The 19,663-nt window shown below is 43.2% G+C and carries 18 protein-coding genes; 11 read left to right on the forward strand and 7 right to left on the reverse strand.

The window, feature by feature from the left end:
* The first annotated feature begins 37 nt into the window (after positions 1–37).
* Together pepN and NI462_RS01330 are read left to right on the forward strand one after the other, a co-directional pair.
* Entirely contained in the window at positions 38–2,644 is a 2,607-nt protein-coding gene (gene pepN / locus NI462_RS01325) for an aminopeptidase N (protein ID WP_253158793.1), read from the forward strand.
* A 215-nt stretch (positions 2,645–2,859) separates the two neighbouring features.
* On the forward strand, positions 2,860–3,069 hold the full coding sequence (locus NI462_RS01330; RefSeq protein WP_004278836.1) for a hypothetical protein: 210 nt from the start codon (positions 2,860–2,862) through the stop codon (positions 3,067–3,069).
* A 33-nt stretch (positions 3,070–3,102) separates the two neighbouring features.
* Here NI462_RS01330 and NI462_RS01335 read toward each other — a convergent pair whose 3' ends face one another.
* Positions 3,103–3,549 (reverse strand): universal stress protein, encoded by a 447-nt coding sequence (locus NI462_RS01335; protein WP_253158795.1) that lies wholly within the window; start codon positions 3,547–3,549, stop codon positions 3,103–3,105.
* 136 nt (positions 3,550–3,685) lie between these two features.
* The gene (locus tag NI462_RS01340) at positions 3,686–4,129 is read right to left on the reverse strand and encodes a universal stress protein (protein WP_253158797.1); all 444 of its coding nucleotides are present in this window, start codon (positions 4,127–4,129) and stop codon (positions 3,686–3,688) included.
* 266 nt (positions 4,130–4,395) lie between these two features.
* On the opposite strand from NI462_RS01340, the gene NI462_RS01345 reads away from it, so the two are divergent.
* Together NI462_RS01345 and NI462_RS01350 are read left to right on the forward strand one after the other, a co-directional pair.
* Positions 4,396–5,382 carry an alpha/beta hydrolase gene (locus NI462_RS01345; RefSeq protein ID WP_253158799.1) on the forward strand — a complete coding sequence of 329 codons (987 nt, stop codon included), beginning with the start codon at positions 4,396–4,398 and terminating at the stop codon, positions 5,380–5,382.
* 90 nt (positions 5,383–5,472) lie between these two features.
* Entirely contained in the window at positions 5,473–5,817 is a 345-nt protein-coding gene (locus tag NI462_RS01350) for an SMR family transporter (RefSeq protein WP_005252206.1), read from the forward strand.
* A gap of 39 nt (positions 5,818–5,856) precedes the next feature.
* On the opposite strand, the gene NI462_RS01355 is transcribed toward NI462_RS01350, so the two are convergent.
* The 4 genes from NI462_RS01355 to aceR all read right to left on the reverse strand — a co-directional run bounded on the left by NI462_RS01355 (position 5,857) and on the right by aceR (position 9,834).
* The gene (locus NI462_RS01355; RefSeq protein ID WP_071850122.1) at positions 5,857–7,032 is read right to left on the reverse strand and encodes a benzoate/H(+) symporter BenE family transporter; all 1,176 of its coding nucleotides are present in this window, start codon (positions 7,030–7,032) and stop codon (positions 5,857–5,859) included.
* Between the two features lie 109 nt (positions 7,033–7,141).
* Positions 7,142–7,801, reverse strand: a complete 660-nt coding sequence (leuE, locus tag NI462_RS01360; protein ID WP_253158801.1) for a leucine efflux protein LeuE — start codon at positions 7,799–7,801, stop codon at positions 7,142–7,144.
* Positions 7,802–7,876: 75 nt separating this feature from the next.
* Positions 7,877–8,854 carry a transaldolase gene (tal, locus tag NI462_RS01365; RefSeq protein ID WP_253158802.1) on the reverse strand — a complete coding sequence of 326 codons (978 nt, stop codon included), beginning with the start codon at positions 8,852–8,854 and terminating at the stop codon, positions 7,877–7,879.
* 89 nt (positions 8,855–8,943) lie between these two features.
* Positions 8,944–9,834, reverse strand: coding sequence for an HTH-type transcriptional regulator AceR (gene aceR, locus NI462_RS01370; protein ID WP_180037390.1), 891 nt, complete (start codon positions 9,832–9,834; stop codon positions 8,944–8,946).
* A 99-nt stretch (positions 9,835–9,933) separates the two neighbouring features.
* Between aceR and aceI the strand changes: the two genes are divergently transcribed.
* Both aceI and NI462_RS01380 read left to right on the forward strand, forming a co-directional pair.
* Complete coding sequence (gene aceI, locus NI462_RS01375) at positions 9,934–10,371, forward strand: chlorhexidine efflux PACE transporter AceI (protein ID WP_253158804.1); 438 nt, start codon at positions 9,934–9,936, stop codon at positions 10,369–10,371.
* A gap of 175 nt (positions 10,372–10,546) precedes the next feature.
* Complete coding sequence (locus NI462_RS01380) at positions 10,547–12,730, forward strand: LVIVD repeat-containing protein (protein ID WP_253158806.1); 2,184 nt, start codon at positions 10,547–10,549, stop codon at positions 12,728–12,730.
* Between the two features lie 54 nt (positions 12,731–12,784).
* On the opposite strand, the gene NI462_RS01385 is transcribed toward NI462_RS01380, so the two are convergent.
* The gene (locus tag NI462_RS01385; protein WP_253158808.1) at positions 12,785–14,302 is read right to left on the reverse strand and encodes an acetyl-CoA C-acetyltransferase; all 1,518 of its coding nucleotides are present in this window, start codon (positions 14,300–14,302) and stop codon (positions 12,785–12,787) included.
* Positions 14,303–14,542: 240 nt separating this feature from the next.
* Here NI462_RS01385 and NI462_RS01390 point away from each other — a divergent pair, with 240 nt between their 5' ends.
* From NI462_RS01390 to NI462_RS01410, 5 genes are all read left to right on the forward strand, one after another.
* The gene (locus tag NI462_RS01390) at positions 14,543–15,934 is read left to right on the forward strand and encodes a 3-oxoacyl-ACP reductase (protein ID WP_253158810.1); all 1,392 of its coding nucleotides are present in this window, start codon (positions 14,543–14,545) and stop codon (positions 15,932–15,934) included.
* A gap of 196 nt (positions 15,935–16,130) precedes the next feature.
* On the forward strand, positions 16,131–16,985 hold the full coding sequence (locus NI462_RS01395) for a MaoC family dehydratase (RefSeq protein ID WP_253158811.1): 855 nt from the start codon (positions 16,131–16,133) through the stop codon (positions 16,983–16,985).
* 59 nt (positions 16,986–17,044) lie between these two features.
* A complete protein-coding gene (locus NI462_RS01400) occupies positions 17,045–18,310 on the forward strand; it encodes a serine hydrolase domain-containing protein (protein WP_253158814.1) in 1,266 nt (421 codons plus the stop codon).
* Between the two features lie 78 nt (positions 18,311–18,388).
* Complete coding sequence (locus tag NI462_RS01405; RefSeq protein WP_243474542.1) at positions 18,389–18,835, forward strand: copper resistance protein NlpE N-terminal domain-containing protein; 447 nt, start codon at positions 18,389–18,391, stop codon at positions 18,833–18,835.
* Between the two features lie 72 nt (positions 18,836–18,907).
* A complete protein-coding gene (locus tag NI462_RS01410) occupies positions 18,908–19,618 on the forward strand; it encodes a hypothetical protein (protein WP_243474541.1) in 711 nt (236 codons plus the stop codon).
* The last annotated feature ends 45 nt before the right edge of the window (positions 19,619–19,663 follow it).

The raw sequence follows: 19,663 nt of genomic DNA on the forward strand, positions 1-19,663 counted from the left end.
GAACAATGTCGAACACGATAAAAGATTAGGACAGGACATGAATATTGCGGCAAACCCGGTGATCGAAGCGGATCAAACCATTTATTTAAAAGACTATCAAAAACCTTCCTTTGTTGTTGATTCCATCGACCTGAATATTCAAGTCTACAGTGACCACAGTCTGGTCAGCAGCAAGCTGGAGATGCAGCGTCAGACTGCTGGCGATCTGGTTTTGCTTGGCCGCGATCTGGAACTGCAATCGATCCGGTTAAATGGTCAAACCCTGAATGCAACTGACTACAGTCTTGATGCTGAACAACTGGTCATTGCCAATGCGCCTGATCAAGTGTCGCTTGAAATTGTGGTTAAAATCCATCCTGAAAGTAATACTATGCTGGAAGGTTTATATCAGGCCAGTTCAGATCTGTTTGTGACCCAAAATGAACCAGAAGGGTTCCGTAAAATTACTTTCTATCCAGACCGTCCTGATGTGTTGTCGGTCTTTACCACACGTGTAGAGGCAGACAAGAAATATCCGGTCTTGCTCGCAAATGGTAACCTGCTAGAAACCGGTGAAGTGGATGAAAATCGTCACTATGCCGTGTGGCAGGATCCGACCAAGAAACCGAGCTATTTGTTCGCCTGTGTCATTGGTGACTTGGCAGTGATGAAAGATTCCTATGTCACATCGGAAGGCCGCAATGTAGCTCTGGAAATCTACGCAGAAGAAAAAGATATTCCAAAATGCAAGATCGCCATGGAAGCGCTCAAACATTCTATGCGCTGGGATGAAGAGCATTATGGTCTGCCTTATGATCTGAATAATTACATGATTGTGGCGACCAGTGCATTCAACATGGGTGCCATGGAAAATAAAGGTCTGAATATCTTCAATACTTCATGCGTGCTAGCCGATGAAGAGTACACCACTGATGCCGCCATCATGCGGGTGCAGTCAGTCATTGCCCATGAATATTTTCATAACTGGACCGGTAACCGGATTACCTGTCGTGACTGGTTCCAGCTGTGTTTGAAAGAAGGCCTGACTGTATTCCGTGACCAGTCTTTTTCGGAAGATTTACAGTCGGCTGCGGTACAACGTATTGATGATGTAGCAGTTCTGAAAGCACATCAGTTCCCGGAAGATTCAGGGCCGCTATCACATCCGCCGCGTCCAGATCATTTTGTAGAAATTAACAACTTCTATACTGCCACTGTTTATGAAAAAGGGGCTGAAATTAACCGCATGATGGCGACCTTGCTCGGTAAGGAAAAATTCCGTCAAGGAACCGATGAATATTTCCGCCGTCATGATGGTCAGGCGGTAACGGTTGAAGACTGGGTGGCCGCGCTTACAGCAGGTTCAGGTGTAGATCTATCTAACTTCCTGACCTGGTATAACCAGCCGGGTACACCCAAACTTCAAGCAAAAGCTGAATATGATGTAGAGACGCAAATCTATCGCCTCAGCTTTAAGCAAAGCCTGAAAATGCATGCCAAATATCCAAATCTGAAAGCCGTACCCATTCCAGTCGCTTTGGCATTGTTTGATGCTGAAAGCGGTGAGCAGCTAACGCTGAACTCTGAGGCACTCTTTGAAAATGGCGTCAAAGATGGCGTGTATCTGTTTGATCAGGATGAAGCCACGATTGAATTTAGCGGTGTGACAGCAAAACCGGTGGTATCCTTGCTGCGTAATTTCTCTGCACCGGTGAATCTGGACTTTGACTATTCAGAAAAAGAACTGGCTTTCCTGTTGCAATACGAGACCAATGGTTTTAACCAGTGGCAAGCAACTCAGACCTTACTCGAGCGTATCTTGCTGGATGACCAGCCTGCAGAAATTTATATCGAGGCTATGCTCAATACCTTGCCGGATGTGATTGAGAAAGATCCGCTGTTGGCATCACGTTTGTTTGATGTACCATCGGAAGGTTATTTGGGTAGCCGTATTGATCAGGATTATCAGCCAGCCATGATTCAGGAAAAGCGTGAGGCTTTGCTGCATACCTTGGCACGTGCCTTTGGGGAAACAGCGAAAGAAACTTATCTCAATCTGGATCCTGATCTGCAATCTGAGTTTTCGCAAGCAATGGGTGTGCGCGCCTTAAGAAATATCATGCTGACAATGATTGCCCGTCAGGGAGATGCATTTGCCTTTGATTTAGCCTATGAGCAATATCACACGGGCAATATGTCTGAACGTTTGGGTGCGCTGAAAGTCTTGGTCTGGAATGATGCACCACAAGCAGAAGAAGCTTTGGCAGATTTCTATAGCCGCTTTGAAGATGAGGCCTTGTCTTTAGACCAATGGTTTATGGTTCAGGCAGCGCATCCAAAAGCAACGGACGAAACCATTGCGTATCTGACCCAGCATCCGGATTATGATCTGGCGGTGCCTAACCGTATCCGTGCAGTGAGTGGTGGTCTGAATGCCAACCCGGTCAATACCTGGAGCTTTGGTGTGCAGCATTTTATTGGACTGGCAAAATATCTGGACGAGAAAAACCCGATTGTAGGTTCACGTTTGCTACAGGTATTGTCACGCTGGTATACCTTGGCAGAACCGCAACGCAGTGAAGTAAAAGCACAGCTTGAAACCTTAAAGCCACTGGTTAAATCTAAAAATGTGTCTGAGACACTCAATAGTATGCTCAGCGTATAACATCAATATTCATAAAAAACCGGATCGACCTGATCCGGTTTTTTATTTCCTGTGTATTTCAAACGCTGGCTTTAAATACAGTTGAATTTCTCTAAAGGCCTAGGTAAGTACCAAAGGGTGTTACAGTATGATTATACGGAAAAGAGTATTTGTTTATTAAGCTGTAAGCTAGGTAAAGGGATCTACAGATTCGCTTACTAGAGGTTGTCCAAGATATGTTAGTGAAAATTGAAGATGGTTTTTATTTAAATAGCCAGCATATTATTGCCGTACATGTCAGCAAGAATCCTGAAAATGGCTTACTTGAAATCTCCATTCAATATACGCCGCATTCCATTCAGCAGGTCGGAGAATACAAAAAAGTATTTCAAAGCCAGCTTGATGCTGAAATTTTCTTAAGTGAACTCAATCAAAAGCTCCGTTAAAAGCCTGCATCATGCAGGCTTTGATCAAGCATATTATTGTCTGACAATGAGTACTGGAATAGAGGAAAGTGCCAGAACATTCTGAGCGACACTGCCCAGCATGAGTTTTTGCAGGCCTTTACGACCATGTGAACCCATAATGATCATATCGGTCGGTGATTCATTTGCAGCCTGCATAATGCCTTCTGACGGTGCCATGCCATGCAGGATTTTTGTCGTCACCTGGACGCCATCACGAACAAAGTTCAGTTTCAGTTCATTTAAACGATCCAGTGCATTCTGTTCTGCATGCATAAAGTAGTCTGTGACTGCTGGAGCAACTTTATAAAAATCTACGCCCTTAAAGGGATCCACCGCAATCACACTGAGTAAAGTGACATGGCTATGAAATACTTTGGCCAGTTCCAGGGCATGATCTGCGGCAGCATAGGAAATCGAGGACTCATCGAGTGCTACGAGAATATGATCATAGTTATTCATGGTGATTCCTCATATTTATTATTGCAGTAATTGGGAATGTGGTTTTAGTCAGTTAATCTTCACTGCATGTTTTGTGGCTGAATTTCAGAGCTAAAGCAGCAAGTCCTGCGCATCTTGAAGATGCGCAGTGTCTGGATTATTTTTTCACGATCAGTACAGGAATTTCACTGGCACCTAAAACATCCTGTGCAAAGCTGCCCAGAATCATTTTCTGGAAACCTTTACGGCCATGCGAGCCCATGACAATCAGGTCGGCTTTTACTTCAGCAGCAGTTTCAGCAATATGTTCTGCATTGACCAAACCTGTAACAATGCGGGATTGCGCTTCAATACCTTCAGTGGCTGCGATGGCAGTCGCTTCTTTCAAAGCCTTTTTGGCGTTGGCATGTGCCTCGATAAAATATTCCTTCATGATGGAGGAGCTGTAATAGAAATCCGCTTCAGTAAAAGGATCTTCTGCAATCAGGCTGATCAGAGAAAGCTGACTACCGAATGCCTTGGCAATTTTGGCAGCATGTCGTACTGCAGAAAAGGAGATTTCTGAACCGTCCACTGGGACTAAAATATGTTGATAAGCCATGGCTTTTCTCCGCAAGTTGTCTGATTTATAGGCTTGGTTTATTGATAGCACAGTGCTGTAGCAGGTGCAATTGCAAAAAAGCGGTAAAATTGAAAAAACTTATTAAATTACAAATATTTTTCATGTAAATATCATCAAAAAAACAGAGCGAAAAACTCGGAATTACTGTTTTCATGATCAAAAATAACAGGATGAATAATCCTCGTTTACATAAGGATGGTTTAAACTGCCGTAGCCTGTTTCGGGATCATACATAGGGGACTGTCTTGAGGTTTTTTACTATTTATCTTTTACTGATAGGTTCAGTCGTCCTCTCTGGCTGTCAGACGGCGCAAAACAGTAAAGTGATTGCCAGTGCTTTTAATCTGACCACAGGCTTGCAGCAAAAAGTGATGGATCGCTATGCGCCGGGTGCTGTGATTGTGCAGCAAAATATTGCTTATGCCCCGCAGCAGAAATTATCTCTGGATCTTTATCAACCGCAGAATATTGCCAGTATTGGCCTACGAACGACCATTGTCTGGATTCATGGTGGAGGCTGGATTTCAGGTTCCAAAGAACATGCCAGAGGTTATTTCAAGCTGCTGGCTGCCCAAGGCTATAACGTAGTATCCGTGCAATATCAGTTTGCACCGCAAGCCACCTATCCAAGCCAGTTACACCAGATCAATCAGGCACTTGAATTTCTAAATCGCTATGCGGCAAGCTACCAAATCGATACCCAGAATTTATATCTGGCCGGGGATTCTGCGGGCGCCAATCTCGCCAGCCATTATGCTGCTCTTTTAACGAATTCTGCATTTGCCAAACAATCCGGTATTCAGCCACATCTGCAACCTGAGCAGCTTAAAGGTCTGATTCTGCATTGTGGTATTTATGATCTGGAAGCGTTTGCCCATACTGCACCGAATGAAATGAAGATTATCGAATGGGGAGTCTTTAACCTGATTCAGGCCTATACCGGTGAACGTAAACATGATGCTGAATTTTTAAAGCAGATTTCTCCGATTCAACACATTACGCCGTCTTATCCACCGGTTTTTATCAGTGGCGGCAATAAAGACTTTCTCACCGATACCCAGTCGCTACCATTTGTAAAAGCTTTGAAGGAACAGCAGATTCCTGTGACTGAAATATTTTATCCAGAGTCTAAGGCCTGGCTCATTCATGAATATCAGTTTTTTATGGGCAAAAAGGAAAGTCAGCAAACTTTTGTCAAAACCCTGGATTTTTTACATCAGCTTTCCCCGTGAAGAGAAAACTGTGCAAAATGAATCTCTCAAGATTGATCGTGTCAGATCGTCCCGACAGCAATCATTGAAAAATAGTTTGGAGTTTAAAAAATGAATCCTGTGTCATGGGCATATTTATTGTTGGCATTGGCTATTATTGCCGAAGTGACTGGATCAACATTTCTGGTGAAGTCTGAAGGCTTTACCCGATTATGGCCATCTCTGGCAGTAGTCGTTTTATTCTGTATTGCGTTTTATTTGCTGTCTCAGGTGATTAAAGTAATCCCCTTAGGCATTGCATATGCAATCTGGGCGGGAGTAGGCATCGTTCTTACGGCAATCGCAGGCTATGTGATCTTTAAGCAGGCGCTAGATTTGCCCGCTTTTATCGGGATTGCACTTATCATTTCCGGTGTGGTGGTGATTAACCTGTTTTCCCAGACTGCAGGGCATTAAAAAGGCAGACAAGGTAGCTGCCTCATTTCTACAATAAGCTTATGCCACTTGCGGTTTAAGCTTAAACATTAAATAAACTATCAGACCAAGTAGCAGTCCCCAAAAAGCGGAGCCAATACCAAAAAACTGGATATTAGAGGCGCTAAACAGGAATGTCATCAGTGCTGCTTCACGGTCATGACTGTCCTGAAAAGCCAGCGCGATATTGTGGCCAATGGTGCCAAACAGGGCAATGCCTGCCAATACTGTAATCAGAATCCCCGGAAAAGCCATTAGTACACTGGTCAAGGTCGCAGCAAAAAAACCCATCAGGATATAAAACAGGCCGCAGCTCATACCGGCAATATAACGTTTGGCCGGATCAGGATGCGCTTGGACATCCAGGCTGACCGCCGCACTGATTGCGGCAAGATTGACACTAAAACAGCCAAAGGGCGCCAGCATCGTCTGTGTAATACCCGTCCAGCCTAGAATAGAATTTACTTTCGGCGGATAACCATAACTTTTGATGACGGCCAAGCCAGGCAGGTATTGCGATGCCAGATTAATCACCATTAAAGGTAAGGCCAGTCCTAAAACAGCTTGCAGGCTAAATTCAGGTGTAATCCATACCGGCTGGGCAATACTCCAGTTCAGCTGCGGAATAGTAAAATTAATAAAGAACGGACAGAGGGCAATAGCCATTAACACGGTAATCACGATGCTATAGCGCGTACTCAGTTTTTTGGAAACCAGATAAATCGCCAGTACACAAAGCACGAATTCCCAGGACTGTTGCAGACTGCCAAAGACCGAGATGCCAAATTTTAATAAAACACCTGCCAGCATGGCACTGGTCAAACTTTGTGGAATAAACTGGAAAATTCGCTCGAAAATTCCAAAAAATCCCAGACAGGCAATCAGGATGCCAGAAATCAGAAAAGCGCCAATTGCTTCACCCAGACTATAGTGACCGGCAGAAGCAATGACCAGTGCCAGACCGGCAGTCGACCAGGCGGTTGAAATCGGATAACGATATTTCCAGGAAAGCAAAAATCCAGAAACTCCAATACCTATACCCAGTGCCCACAACCAGGAACTGATCTGTGCCTGATTGGCACCCAGGCTTTGCGCAGCTTCAATAACCAGTACGGCAGAAACACTGATACCAATCATGCAGGTAATAAAACCGGCCATGATGGCGGGAAAGGAGAGATCTTGTAAAAGTTTTGGCATCATCCATGACACTATTTTTAAATGCGTTTAAATCATACGCTTTTCACGTATCAACACAATATTTTTAACAATTTTATCCAGAGGTCTGCTGGCTTGAAGCCGGTCATTGCTAGAAAGTTGAAGTCGCCAGTTTAAGGCCAAAACCGCAAAACAGGATCCCAACCGCCGCGACACAGCTGGCGGTCACTTTATAATTCTGGTTGAAATAGGAGGCCAGTTTTACACCAGAAAAAATCAGGATTGAAAGATAGGTCATACTGATCAATTGCAAAATCACAGCCAGAAGCGTGAATGTCAGAGCTGGATAAGGATAGACAGGATCGACAAACTGCACAAAAAAAGACAGGTAAAATAGAATTGCTTTGGGATTTAAAATACTGATTGTGAGCGCTGTACGAAAGGGCTGAATTGATTCAGTAGTATCAGAAGATGTTTTTTTAATCTGGACGCGTTGTGCCAATTTTGCCGGAAAGAAAGTCTGATAGGCCGCAATGATCAGTTTGAGACCGAGGTAACTGAGATAGATCGCTCCAATAATTTTCAGGGCAATAAACAGTACCGGAAAGGCATGTAGGAGCGAGGCCGCACCCAGTGCTGTACATATAATCAAGATCAGATCACCGGTATAAACCCCCAAGGCACCCATATATCCCGTCTTAATCCCAAAGCGCGAAGCAATCGACATGACATACAGGGAGTTCGGCCCAGGCAGTAGCACAATCAACGTGGTTCCAATGATAAAGGTCGTTAGATCTGTGATACCAAACACGAAAAACTCGCATGAACAAAAAAGCCGATGTGGCATTATAGCAACATCGGCTTGGAGAAATTTGCTAAATTTTCTTTAAATTTCAGTCGTACTCAGGAAAGTTTCACGTAATAAAGCAGCCAGTTGTTCACGTGCTTTAATGAAGCCGTCGATCCCACCTTGCAGTAATTCACTGGCCATCGGATCCTGTTTCAATTGTGCATCAAAATCGGCATGGCTGATTGGGCTGAGTTCACCTTGAACTTGGATATCTTCGGCTGAGAGTTGCACCTGCACTTCACGCTGATCATTTTCCAGTTCGGCCAGCAGGTTTGGTGCTACCGTAAGCAGGTCACAGCCGCTCAAGCCTAGAACCTGATCAATACTGCGGAAGCTGGCACCCATGATTTCAGTCTGAATACCATGCGCTTTATAAAATTCATAAATACGCTTAACCGAAAGTACACCCGGATCTTTTTCAATCGGGTAAGACTCAACGCCTTCAGCTTTTTTGTACCAGTCCAGAATACGGCCGACAAAAGGCGAGATTAATGTTACTTTGGCATCGGCACAGGCATGGGCCTGATTCTGACCAAACAATAAAGTCAGATTGGTATGAATGCCTTGTTCTTCCAGTGCTTTTGCTGCTTGAATTCCTTCCCAGGTAGACGCGATCTTAATCAGGATACGGTCTGAATCAATTCCATATTGCGCATAAAGTGCCAGTAACTCTTTGGCTTTGGCAATGGTAGCTTCAGTATTAAAGGACAGGGAAGCATCGACTTCCGTTGACACACGACCTTCAATGAGTTTTAAGATTTCTACACCGAATTTGACCGTCAAAATATCAATGGTTCGTTCAATCAGGGCGTCATCTGTATAGCCTTCTTGCTTGGCTTGCTGAAAAGCAGCTTCAATCAAGGCCTGATTTTCAGGTTGTTTCGCTGCTGCAGTAATCAGCGATGGATTGGTGGTTGCATCAAGCGGACGAAATTTTTCAATGGCACTCAAATCACTGCTGTCTGCCACAATGGTCGTCAAGTTTTTTAATTGGTTTAATGCAGTTAATGTCATTACGATCTAGTTCTATGGTTATTGCTTATGCTTTCTTATATATCATAAATGGCCGGTTTACCAAGTAGACTGTCGTTGAATTTCTGTGATTAATGCCCGGTTTTACGTTGTTTGCGCAAGTGATTAATCAAAAAATGAGCAGCTGTGCCTAATCGGGTTTCTCTGCTCCAGACCAGATCAACAAAATATTCAAACTTTGGGGTGAAATCGAGCAGGTTGAGAACCTGTAACTGATCTTGCAAATGTGGCTGCTCATTCAGCATTTCGAGTGGCAGAACCCCCCAGCCCAGTCCTTGCTGAATCATGCTGCAAGCCGAGTGATGGTTGTCGGTGCGCCAGTAATTTCGTGAAAAGAGTAGTTCCGGCTTGATGGTGCGATCCCGACTGGCCACCACAATCTGCCTGTTTTGCAAAATCTGTTCATAACTGACTTGATCGAACTGACTTAGGGGATGCTGTTTGGCGACTACAGCCACCAGTACCTCACGTTTCAATTCCACAAACTGTTCCCGTGTTTCCAGTTGTTCGCGTTCAAACATCAAGGCTAGCTGCGCTGAACCTTCAAACAGCATACGATGTGCATCTTCCTGAGGTGCACTGAATACATTGACTTGCAGTGCAGGAAATTCCTGTTCTAGCAACACAATATAATCGGTCCAGCGCGTATGCAGCAATTCTGAGACCACTACGATATTCAGTTCAGATTCCAAGCCTGAACTTAAGGCTTGAGCATGCTGTTTCCACTGATTCATTTCGACCAGAAGTTGCTGGGTTTTTTCATACAATACTTGCGCCTGTGCGGTCGGTTTCGGTTCACGGCCTACACGCTGAAACAGTTCCAGATTTAAATCAATTTCCAGATTGGCAATGGCCATGCTGACTGCTGAAGGTACTTTGCCCAGTTGACGTGCAGCCGCAGAGAAAGAACCGGTTTCCATCACGGTTTTAAACATCAGCAGCTGTTCTTGATTAACATTCATATCTTTAATCTTTCATTTTTATTGATAGATTCTAACTCGAATAATCAGATTTAAAGAAATAAAATTCTTGCATCATGTAATGAATTGAGCTGATTTAATATGTTAATTTCCAAAAGAAGACTGATTCATGCTGCCTTATATGAAGGCATTTTACTGGTCGTGATTGCTGTCCTTTTAAGTACACTGATGCATATGCCACTTGAAGTGACAGGTGCGCTCGGGATTGCTATGGCTGTGACTTCAGTATTTTGGAATATGCTGTTTAATCACTATTTTGAAAAGTTTGAAGCTAAACATCGTTTAAAAAGAAGCGTTAAAGTGCGGATTGCTCATGCAATTGGCTTTGAAGGCGGTTTGATGCTGGCGACCATTCCGATGGTGGCTTATGCCTTACACATGAGTCTGGCTCAGGCCTTTCTGCTAGACTTAACTCTAACCCTTTGTATTCTCGTATATACCTTTATCTTTCAGTGGATTTATGATCATCTAGAAGCCAGACTAGGGCTCCAGCCGGATTATCGGAAAATCTCATCATAAAATATGCCATAAAAAATACCACACAGTTTAGACTCCCTTTTCAGAATGCGAAAGGTGAAATATTCAGCGATGAGGACTTGATCAAGTCCTCATTTTTTATGCTCGAACCCAACTGAAAATTAAGATATAAGACATTGATTTTTTATTTTAATTTTAAAATTTATTGGGGAATTCAATGCTATTTAGACGAGTGACCTTGTCAGTGTCCATCGTGTTGCTGATGTCTGGTTGTGGGGGTGGAGGAGGTGATAGCAGTACGCCACAGCAGACGCTTCCGGATTTCGTAATTTCACCAGGTTCGGGTGAGCAACTGAGCAAAATTGCGGAATTTAAGGTTCTGGATGTAGGTTCGGAATTAACAGCAGGGAATTTCGGTCTGAAAACCTGGAATCCCACCGCCATGGTGGTAAATGGCGATGTGCTTTATATTGCCAATAGTCAGGCCGAATCGAATATTCTACGTTATGACTTAAAACAAAAACGTGCACTCAGTGCGATTGATCCTATGAAAATTTCGGGTCTGGCCAAAAAATGGGACAGCCTGAATGATCTGGAAATTCATGCAGGGCGTTTGTATGTGGCCAATTATGGCTCGAACCGAATTGATATTCTAGATATTAGTGGTGAGCAGCCGAGCTTCATTATGGCACTCGGCATAGGTGTATGGTGGGGCGATGCGCTTAATTATGCGCTGGTACATAGCAATGCAGTGACTGCTGACGACCGTTATGTGTATGTACCTGATATTGAAGGCCGGATCAATGTCTGGCGTCAAAGTGATGTGACAGCGCAAAACCATTTAAAGGCCCGCAAATTTGCACGGCTCAGCTTGCCGGGCTGTGCACGCAACTGTAATGCACGTATGGAGGTCATGGGCGACTATCTGTATACCAGCCTGCCGGATGGTATGACTTATGTCCACGATATCAATCAGATTCAGGAAAATGGAAATAATATTACGCCCATTTTAACAGAAACCAATTTGTCGGCAGTCATGCATCGTCATAACGATGGCTTGGTCTATGTGTCACGAAATGATGGCACTGTAGAAAGTTACAAGGAAAAATCCTTTAACTTAGACTCTATCTTACCCAATAAAAGTGTGGATACCTTCCGAGATTATATTGTAAAAGGGCAAACCCAGAGCAGCCGACTAGCCAAGGCCAGCGATCTTTATATTTATGGTCAGAATCTATTACACATGGCCAATCAGAAAATTCATATTCTGCCAATGCTGACCTTGCAACAGAATAAATCCACACAGCTAAACCAAGCTATGATTTTAACCGAATCTCAGGCACGCGAGAGAAGCCGTGTCTTGCAGGATGGTGAATCATGGGAAACCTTGACCAATAGCAGCCAGCGTCATGTCTATATGGACCATATTTTATCGGCAACTCTAAATGGCAACCGCCTGCATTTGCAAAGCTACAGTGCTGTGCCTGTACGTGATTTGCAGATTCGTGCCAAGATTAAAAACTCAGAAGACTGGGTGATTCTGGCTAAGCTGGATCAGTTGACGCCATTTTCGAAGGCAAATTTTGGTCTCAAGTTGACCGATCAATCCCGTTTCCCGTTGCTTGATGGCACAGGCTCGATCCAGCTCGCAGGTCTGAGTCAGACCACGCAAAACCCAAGCAATGTTTTTGATCTGAAAATTAGCTCTGAGACCGATGAGCACGTCAAAAAGCTGAATCAGATTAAAGCCAAATGGAAAATTTATTTTGGTACCTATGATGAACCGAATAAATGGTGTCGTATTACGCCGGTCTATGCCCGGGAATGGGTCATGATGATGACCAATCTGGCCTATATGCTCAGTACTCCAGAATTTGAAACCTTATGGTTTAACCATAAAGCGGTCATGGGACACGATTTTTTTGGCAATGATGGTCAGGTAGAAGGGCCGAATGGTTTCTTTCAGCCAGAAGATTATGTTCGGATCTATCGGGAAATTCTTAACCGCAATGAAATTAATCTTGGCATTACCAATATGGGTGGTGGTTTAGGTGGTGGAGCAGTATTAGGAGTAGATACTTGGTTATTCTATGGCCATTACAGATTATCTGGTTATCGAATTATTGCACATGAATTTGGTCATCATTGGGGCGGGCATAATAGTGCCTGGGCCATGTCGAATTATGGCTTTGAAGCTATGGTCGATTGGTTAAACTTCTATTTCCAGCGCCGTCCAGGCTCAATTCCTTATATGGACCCAAATGTGAATGCTTTCCACCTAACACCCGACAGCGCGCTTTGTCAGGGTGTGAACCAGAATATGGTGAAAGGTGTGGCATCGACTGCACCGTGGAACAAAGTGGATGAATATTTTAAAAATAACCCGATGCCAAATCCCTAAAACATAAAAAAAGCCCCTCATTTGAGGGGCTTTTTAATTGGATCGGTCAACAGATTATTTTTCAATAATCGCCGTTACACCTTGACCACCGGCTGCACAGATCGATACCAGTACGCGACCTGAACCTTTCTGGTTAATCAGTTTCGCTGCTGTCGCAATGATACGACCGCCAGTTGCTGCAAACGGGTGACCGGCAGCAAGTGAAGAGCCTTTTACGTTCAATTTTGCACGGTCAATTGAACCCAGTGGAGCGTCCAGACCTAAACGCTCTTTACAGAATTTCGGATCTTCCCAAGCTTTCAGCGTAGACAATACTTGAGATGCAAAAGCTTCATGAATTTCGTAATAGTCAAAGTCTTGCAGTTTCAGACCTGCACGCTCCAGCATACGTGGTACAGCATAAGCAGGCGCCATCAACAGGCCTTCTTTTTTCTCGACAAAGTCAACTGCAGCAGTTTCCTGGAAAGTCAGGTAAGCCAACACTTCATGGCCATTTGCCTTGGCCCATTCCTCAGAAGCCAATAGCACACAAGAAGCACCATCTGTCAGCGGTGTAGAGTTACCTGCTGTCATGGTGCGCGCATCGCCCTTACCAAAGGCCGGTTTTAATTTCGCCAGTTTTTCAACTGAAGAATCAGGACGCAAGTTGTTGTCACGTTCAAGACCCAGGAATGGAGTCACCAGGTCATCAAAGAAACCTTCTTCATAGGCTGCTGCCATTTTCTGGTGTGAAGATGCTGCAAGCTCGTCTTGCGCTTCACGGGAAATACCCCATTCCAGTGTAGTAATCGCCTGATGGTCGCCCATAGACAGGCCAGTACGTGGCTCACCATTTTTTGGTGCGTCCATCAGGTCTTTTACATTAATTTTAGTCAGGGCTTTTAAACGGTCTTTCGCTGTTTTCGCAATGTTCAGCTCAAGTAATGCTTTACGTAAGCCATCACCAAAAGCGATTGGCGCATCAGAAGTCGTATCTACACCGCCTGCGATTCCCACTTCGATTTGACCTAGAGCAATCTTGTTCGCGACCAGGAATGCCGCTTGAAGGCCAGTACCACATGCTTGCTGAATGTCATAAGCAGGGGTTTCTGGTGCAAGAGCAGTATTTAGTACACATTCACGCGTCATGTTGAAGTCGCGGCTGTGTTTCAGTACAGCACCTGCAACCACTTCACCTAAGCGTTGACCTTGAAGGTTAAAACGTTCAACCAGACCATTCAGGGCTGCTGTGAACATATCAGTATTGGATGCCGTAAAGTAAGCACCGTTAGAACGTGCAAATGGAATGCGGTTACCACCGATAATAGCAACGCGGCGAACTGTATTTTGGCTCATGTTTGGTTCCTGTTGAACAGAAGTCTGTGTTATAGATGTTGAATCTTGTTGGCTTGAAGTCGTTTTTTTGGTACGTGCAGATGTACTGCGTGTACGTGTGGTTTTAGCCGGACTTTTTTCTGCGGCATTGACTGTATCAGGATTTTTAGTGCTACGCTTGCTACGCGTTGATGGTTTTGACACAGTTTCTGTCGCAGAGTTCTCGACTGCTGGATTATCTTGAGTTGTTTTGCTCATAAGGCTTTACCAGGCAAATAGATCGTCTTCTTGGTGCTTACATTAGCATAGAAGAAGATAGGCTGTATTGACTACAATGACATTACAGACTGCGCTTAGGTCAAGTCATCTGCCTGATATCTCAAGTATGATTGGGCGGAATCTGGTAGATCTATTGAAATATAAGTGTCTGGCATCATACTGAAGTTTAAGGATAACTTTAGATCAACCAAAAATTAATTTGTATGAGAGATAATAAACATGACTGATCAGTACCAAACTTTTGCAAAATCTCCTATTGGTAAATTTGTCATTAAAAATTTGGGTCTGCCATCCCCAACTTCTTTAGAGCGTTTTGAGTCTGCTACACCTGTAGTCAAAGGCGCGGTATTGATTGGAGCACCACCAACGAGTACCTTGACTGGTGCTATTGCTCAGGTTCTGGCAAATATTCATGCCAATAGCTATGCAGGTAACAATGCTGAACTGCAACAGGCTGCTGCATCAGCTGGACTGAATCTGGGTGCATTTAATCCGGGCGATAAAGAATCAAAATTCAAAGTTGTCATTTTTGATGCTTCAGGAATCGAAAATTCAGAACAGTTAAAATCACTTTATGATTTCTTCAACCCGATTGCGCGTCAAATCCAAAGTTCTGGCCGTGTCGTGATTGTGGGGACTACACCTGAAACTGCTAAATCAGTCAGTCAGTCAATTGCTCAACGCGCACTGGAAGGTTTTGTAAAATCTGTGGGTAAAGAGTTTAAAAAGGGAATTGCAGCAAACCTGATCTATGTAGATGCCGGCGCTGAAGCAAATCTTGAGTCTGCTTTACGTTTTGCAGTTTCTCCACGTTCTGCCTATGTTTCTGGTCAGGTGATTCGCGTATCTCGCGCAGCAACTCACGATGTGGACTGGACTAAACCTTTGGCAGGCAAGACAGCTGTAGTCACAGGTGCTAGCCGTGGTATTGGTGAAGCGATTGCTCATGTACTGGCACGTGATGGTGCACATGTGATCTGTCTGGACGTTCCGCAACAGCAAGCAGATCTTGATCGTGTAGCAGGTGAGATTGGTGGTTCAACTTTAGCCATTGATATTACTGCTGCAGATGCAGGTGAGAAAATAAAAGCGGCAGCAGCTGAGCAGGGTGGTCTGGACATTATTGTGCACAATGCCGGTATTACCCGCGACAAGACTTTGGCCAATATGAAACCTGAGCTATGGGATCTGGTGATTAACATTAACCTGTCTGCTATTGAACGTGTAAATAACTATTTAATCTCCAACGATGGTCTAAATGCCAATGGCCGTATTATCTGTGTATCCTCAATTTCAGGCATTGCAGGTAACCTGGGTCAAACTAACTATGCAGCGTCTAAAGCGGGTGTGATTGGTGTGGTGAAATTTACAGCACCAACCTTAAAAAATGGTATAACCATTAATGGTGTTGCACCGGGCTTTATCGAAACACAAATGACGGCTGCGATTCCATTTGCAATCCGTGAAGCAGGCCGCCGTATGAACTCAATGAGCCAAGGTGGTCTACCTGTAGATGTTGCAGAAACGATTGCCATGTTTGCTTCTACGGCTTCAACTGGTTTAAATGGCAACGTGGTTCGTGTCTGTGGTCAAAGCCTGTTAGGGGCTTAATGGAATCTCTCCCGACCTCTCTTTATAAAAGAAAGGAGAAGTCCCCCTTTTATAAAGGGGGATTCAGGGGGATTAAAATTCTAAAGAGAAAATTCCAAGAATTCTCAAAACCTCTCCAGTACTTCACTTTCATACAATGATTGAAGTATGCTCAGGAGAGGTCACTTTATAAAGATAATATTTCCAAAGGTTCAGTATGAATACGCGCCATTTTAGTCAACTTCCAAAACCTTATTTAGCCTATCCAAAAGTGATTCAAGGCTTGATTTTTAAAAAGCCGAAAGCTGAAAAAGTTCTACCGCAAGTTGAATATGTGGTGGATTCATTCAAGGTCGATCAGAAACATTTAAAAGCCTATAATGAAGTATGTGGCTTTAAAAATAATGGTTATATTCCAGCTATTTATTTGACCGTGTTGTCTCAAAGTCTGCAAATGCACATGATGACCTCGGAAGCATTTCCATTCCCGATTTTAGGACTGGTACATATCCGTAATCAGGTCAAGCAATACCGTAAAGTCGGTGTAAATGAGACTTTAACCTTGTCATGCAAATTTGGTGAATTACAGCCACATGACAAAGGCGTTCAGTTTGATTTTATTACCACAGTCAAAGTGGGCAATGAAGTCGTCGTTGAGGCATTAACGACTTATCTTTCACGTCAAAAGACTGATGCTAAAGCTGCTGCAAAACTGGCAGAAAGTAAAATGCCAGACTATAAGCTGAATACTGAATGGAAAATTTCAGAAAATACCGGCCGCCGTTATGCCATGACTTCAGGTGATTTTAATCTTATTCATATTCATGCTGTTACAGCGAAGGCTTTTGGTTTTAAACAGGCGATTGCACATGGTATGTGGAGCAAAGCCAAAGCGCTGGCTAATCTGTCATTGCCGGATGCCTATGAAGCCGATGTCTGGTTCAAGTTGCCGATGTATTTACCCTCTAAAGTTGAGTTCCTGACAGCTCAAGCAGCGAATGATACAGATTTCCTGATCCGGAACAGCAAGAACCAGAAGCCGCATGTGACTGGTCATGTGAAAGCAATTTAAATCTGAATTAAAAGCCTAAACTCGATTTAGGCTTTTTCATTTTAAGGGATCAAAATTCTATGGATAGAATGATGCAGCCAATTAAAGATTACCTGTTTGCTGATCAGCATAATTATCAGGGCAATGTAGATGCGCGTTTTCGCGACCTTGCTCGTCAGTTTAGCCGCCTACAGGATGCACGTACTGAACAGGGTGGTGCAGCACTTGTCGTATATTTTCAGCGACAAAAAGTTGTCGATATTTATACTGGAAAGAAGTCTGCCACAGAAAACTGGCAGCCCGATACCATGTCACTATGCTATTCCACTGGCAAAGGTGTATTAGCAACCCTAGCGCATATTCTGGTCAGTAAAGGTTATCTGGACTATGATAGATCAGTTGCAGAATACTGGCCTGAATTTGCCCAGAAAGGTAAACGGTCGATTACTTTGGCACATATGCTGAGCCATCAAAGTGGCTTGTTTGATATCCGTAATATCATTGATGATGCCACTGAAATGGCTGACTGGTCGCATATGCTGGACCGGATTGCGGCAGCAGAACCACGGTTTCAGGTTGCTACGGATGCAGCTTATCAACCGCTAACCTTTGGCTGGCAGGTGGGTGGGGTATTAGAAAAAGCGACTGGTAAAAAACTGGGTGAACTGATGCAGGAATATCTGGTACAGCCATTACAATTAAATGGTGCTTATTTTAGCGTACCGACGCATGAGTTAGCTCGGGTGGCCTTACCTATTTTAAAGCCTAAAGCCGCCAAGTCTCAAACACAGACTGCGAAAAAAACTGTGCCAAGGCAACCAAACCTGATGGAACGAGCCTTGGTATGGAGTGGTCAGAGTCCACAGGATTTTCAGGATGCCATGATTCCCAAAGGCATGAAGAAATTTAGTTTCTTTAGTGAACAGGGTCTACAAGCGATTATTCCGTCTGCCAATGGAGTATTTACCGCAGAGAGTCTGGCAAAAATCTATGCCATGCTGGCCAGTCGTGGTGAATGGCAAGGACAGCAACTGATCTCGCAGGAGGTATTCCAGCGACTTAGTCAGGTGCAATACAAAACAAGAGATCGGGTCATGCCTTTACCGATGCACTGGCGATTGGGTTATCACCGTGTTCTCACTTTAGGAAAAGCCTCTAAAGGTTTTGGTCATATGGGTTTCAATGGCTCTGGTGCCTGGTGTGATCCTGAGCGCGGTTTAAGTTTTGCCTATACACATAACTTTCCTACAGGTTCATTGACCGGAGACTACCGTCTTTGGGGCCTGACGCAGGAAACCTTGCGCTGTGCGGATGCGGTACTGACCGGTCGCAAAGGCTGGCGCTAAATATCCCTGATTTGGGAGTTTAGCCCATCAGCTAAATATGTTATTTTGTCGCGCAGTCCATGGCTGTGGTGTGAAGTAATGAAAAAAGTGCTGGTGATTCCTCTGGTCGCAAGCAGTGCCTTATTCGGATGTCAGGAGCCGAATCAGCCGGCTGCAAAAACGGTGATGGAAGCCAAAGCTCAGATTCCTGCCTGGGTCGGGAATTATCAGGGCACGACGCCATGTATGGGATGCTTTTCAAGTTGTGAAGACTGTCCAGGCATGGCAGTGGCTTTGACCTTGAATGAAGATCAGACCTTTACTTTACAGCGTGAAAGTTTAAGTGGTCATAATGAAATTGAAACGATGAGCGGGAATATTCGGTTTCAGGATGAATCACAACAAAAGATTGAATTGCTGAATGTCGATACCCGGAATCTACTCTATGTCGATCTGAAAAAGCATGTTCTGGAAATTCGTGAAGATCAAACAGGCAAACGCTACCAGATGCAAAGTGACTTTATCCTGTTTGAATCGGTCTTCTGATTTTAATAAAGCATCTTTTTTTATGGGAATTTAATGAAAAATTTTTCTATCACGCATTAAAAGTATAATTTTATGATCATAAAAGAAGTAACTATAACTGAGGCGTTAAGTTTCTTTAGCGCCTTTGCCTTAATAATTAGCTTAATTAATCAAACATATTTTTACTATCGTTTAGATGCGATGTGGGTGATGTCCTTAATATCACCGACTATCTATTTATTTGATATATTTAAGGTTATCGCTACTTTATTAATCTTAATAGGTGTGATGACATTACTGGATTTTTTATATAAAAATATTACGAAAAAAATCATTTATAAGAAAAGAATAATCTTTAGACAGGGCGATGATTTATCAAAATTACTTATTGAAAAAAGAAAAGAATATGAACGGAATTTTATAATTTTTATTTTATTGATTTTGATTCTATTGATCATCTTTGCATCATATGTTGGATTTAGAGCTTCAATTTTGTTCTTTTGTATTTCAGGGGTTTTACTTGGGATTTCGATAGTTTTAGTGATGGATAATTCAATTACTAGAAATATTAGATTATTTGTTTCAGGATTCCTTTTAATTATTGCTGCGATCTTGCATGGTGAGTACAGATATATCAATTTTCAGGATTCACCTAAGGTAAAAATTAAAAAGGATAATAATATAAAAAGTAATTATAAATTATTGGGAATAGGTAAAGATAAAGCCATTCTTATCACTAATAGTACAAATACAAGTAATAGTTTTAAAATAATTGATTTAAATCAAATTGATAAAATTGAATAAGATTCATAAATTATACTTTTCATTCACTATTTTATAAAAAAACAG

The sequence above is a fragment of the Acinetobacter lwoffii genome, assembly GCF_024129715.1.
GTDB classification, from domain to species: Bacteria; Pseudomonadota; Gammaproteobacteria; order Pseudomonadales; family Moraxellaceae; genus Acinetobacter; species Acinetobacter lwoffii_U.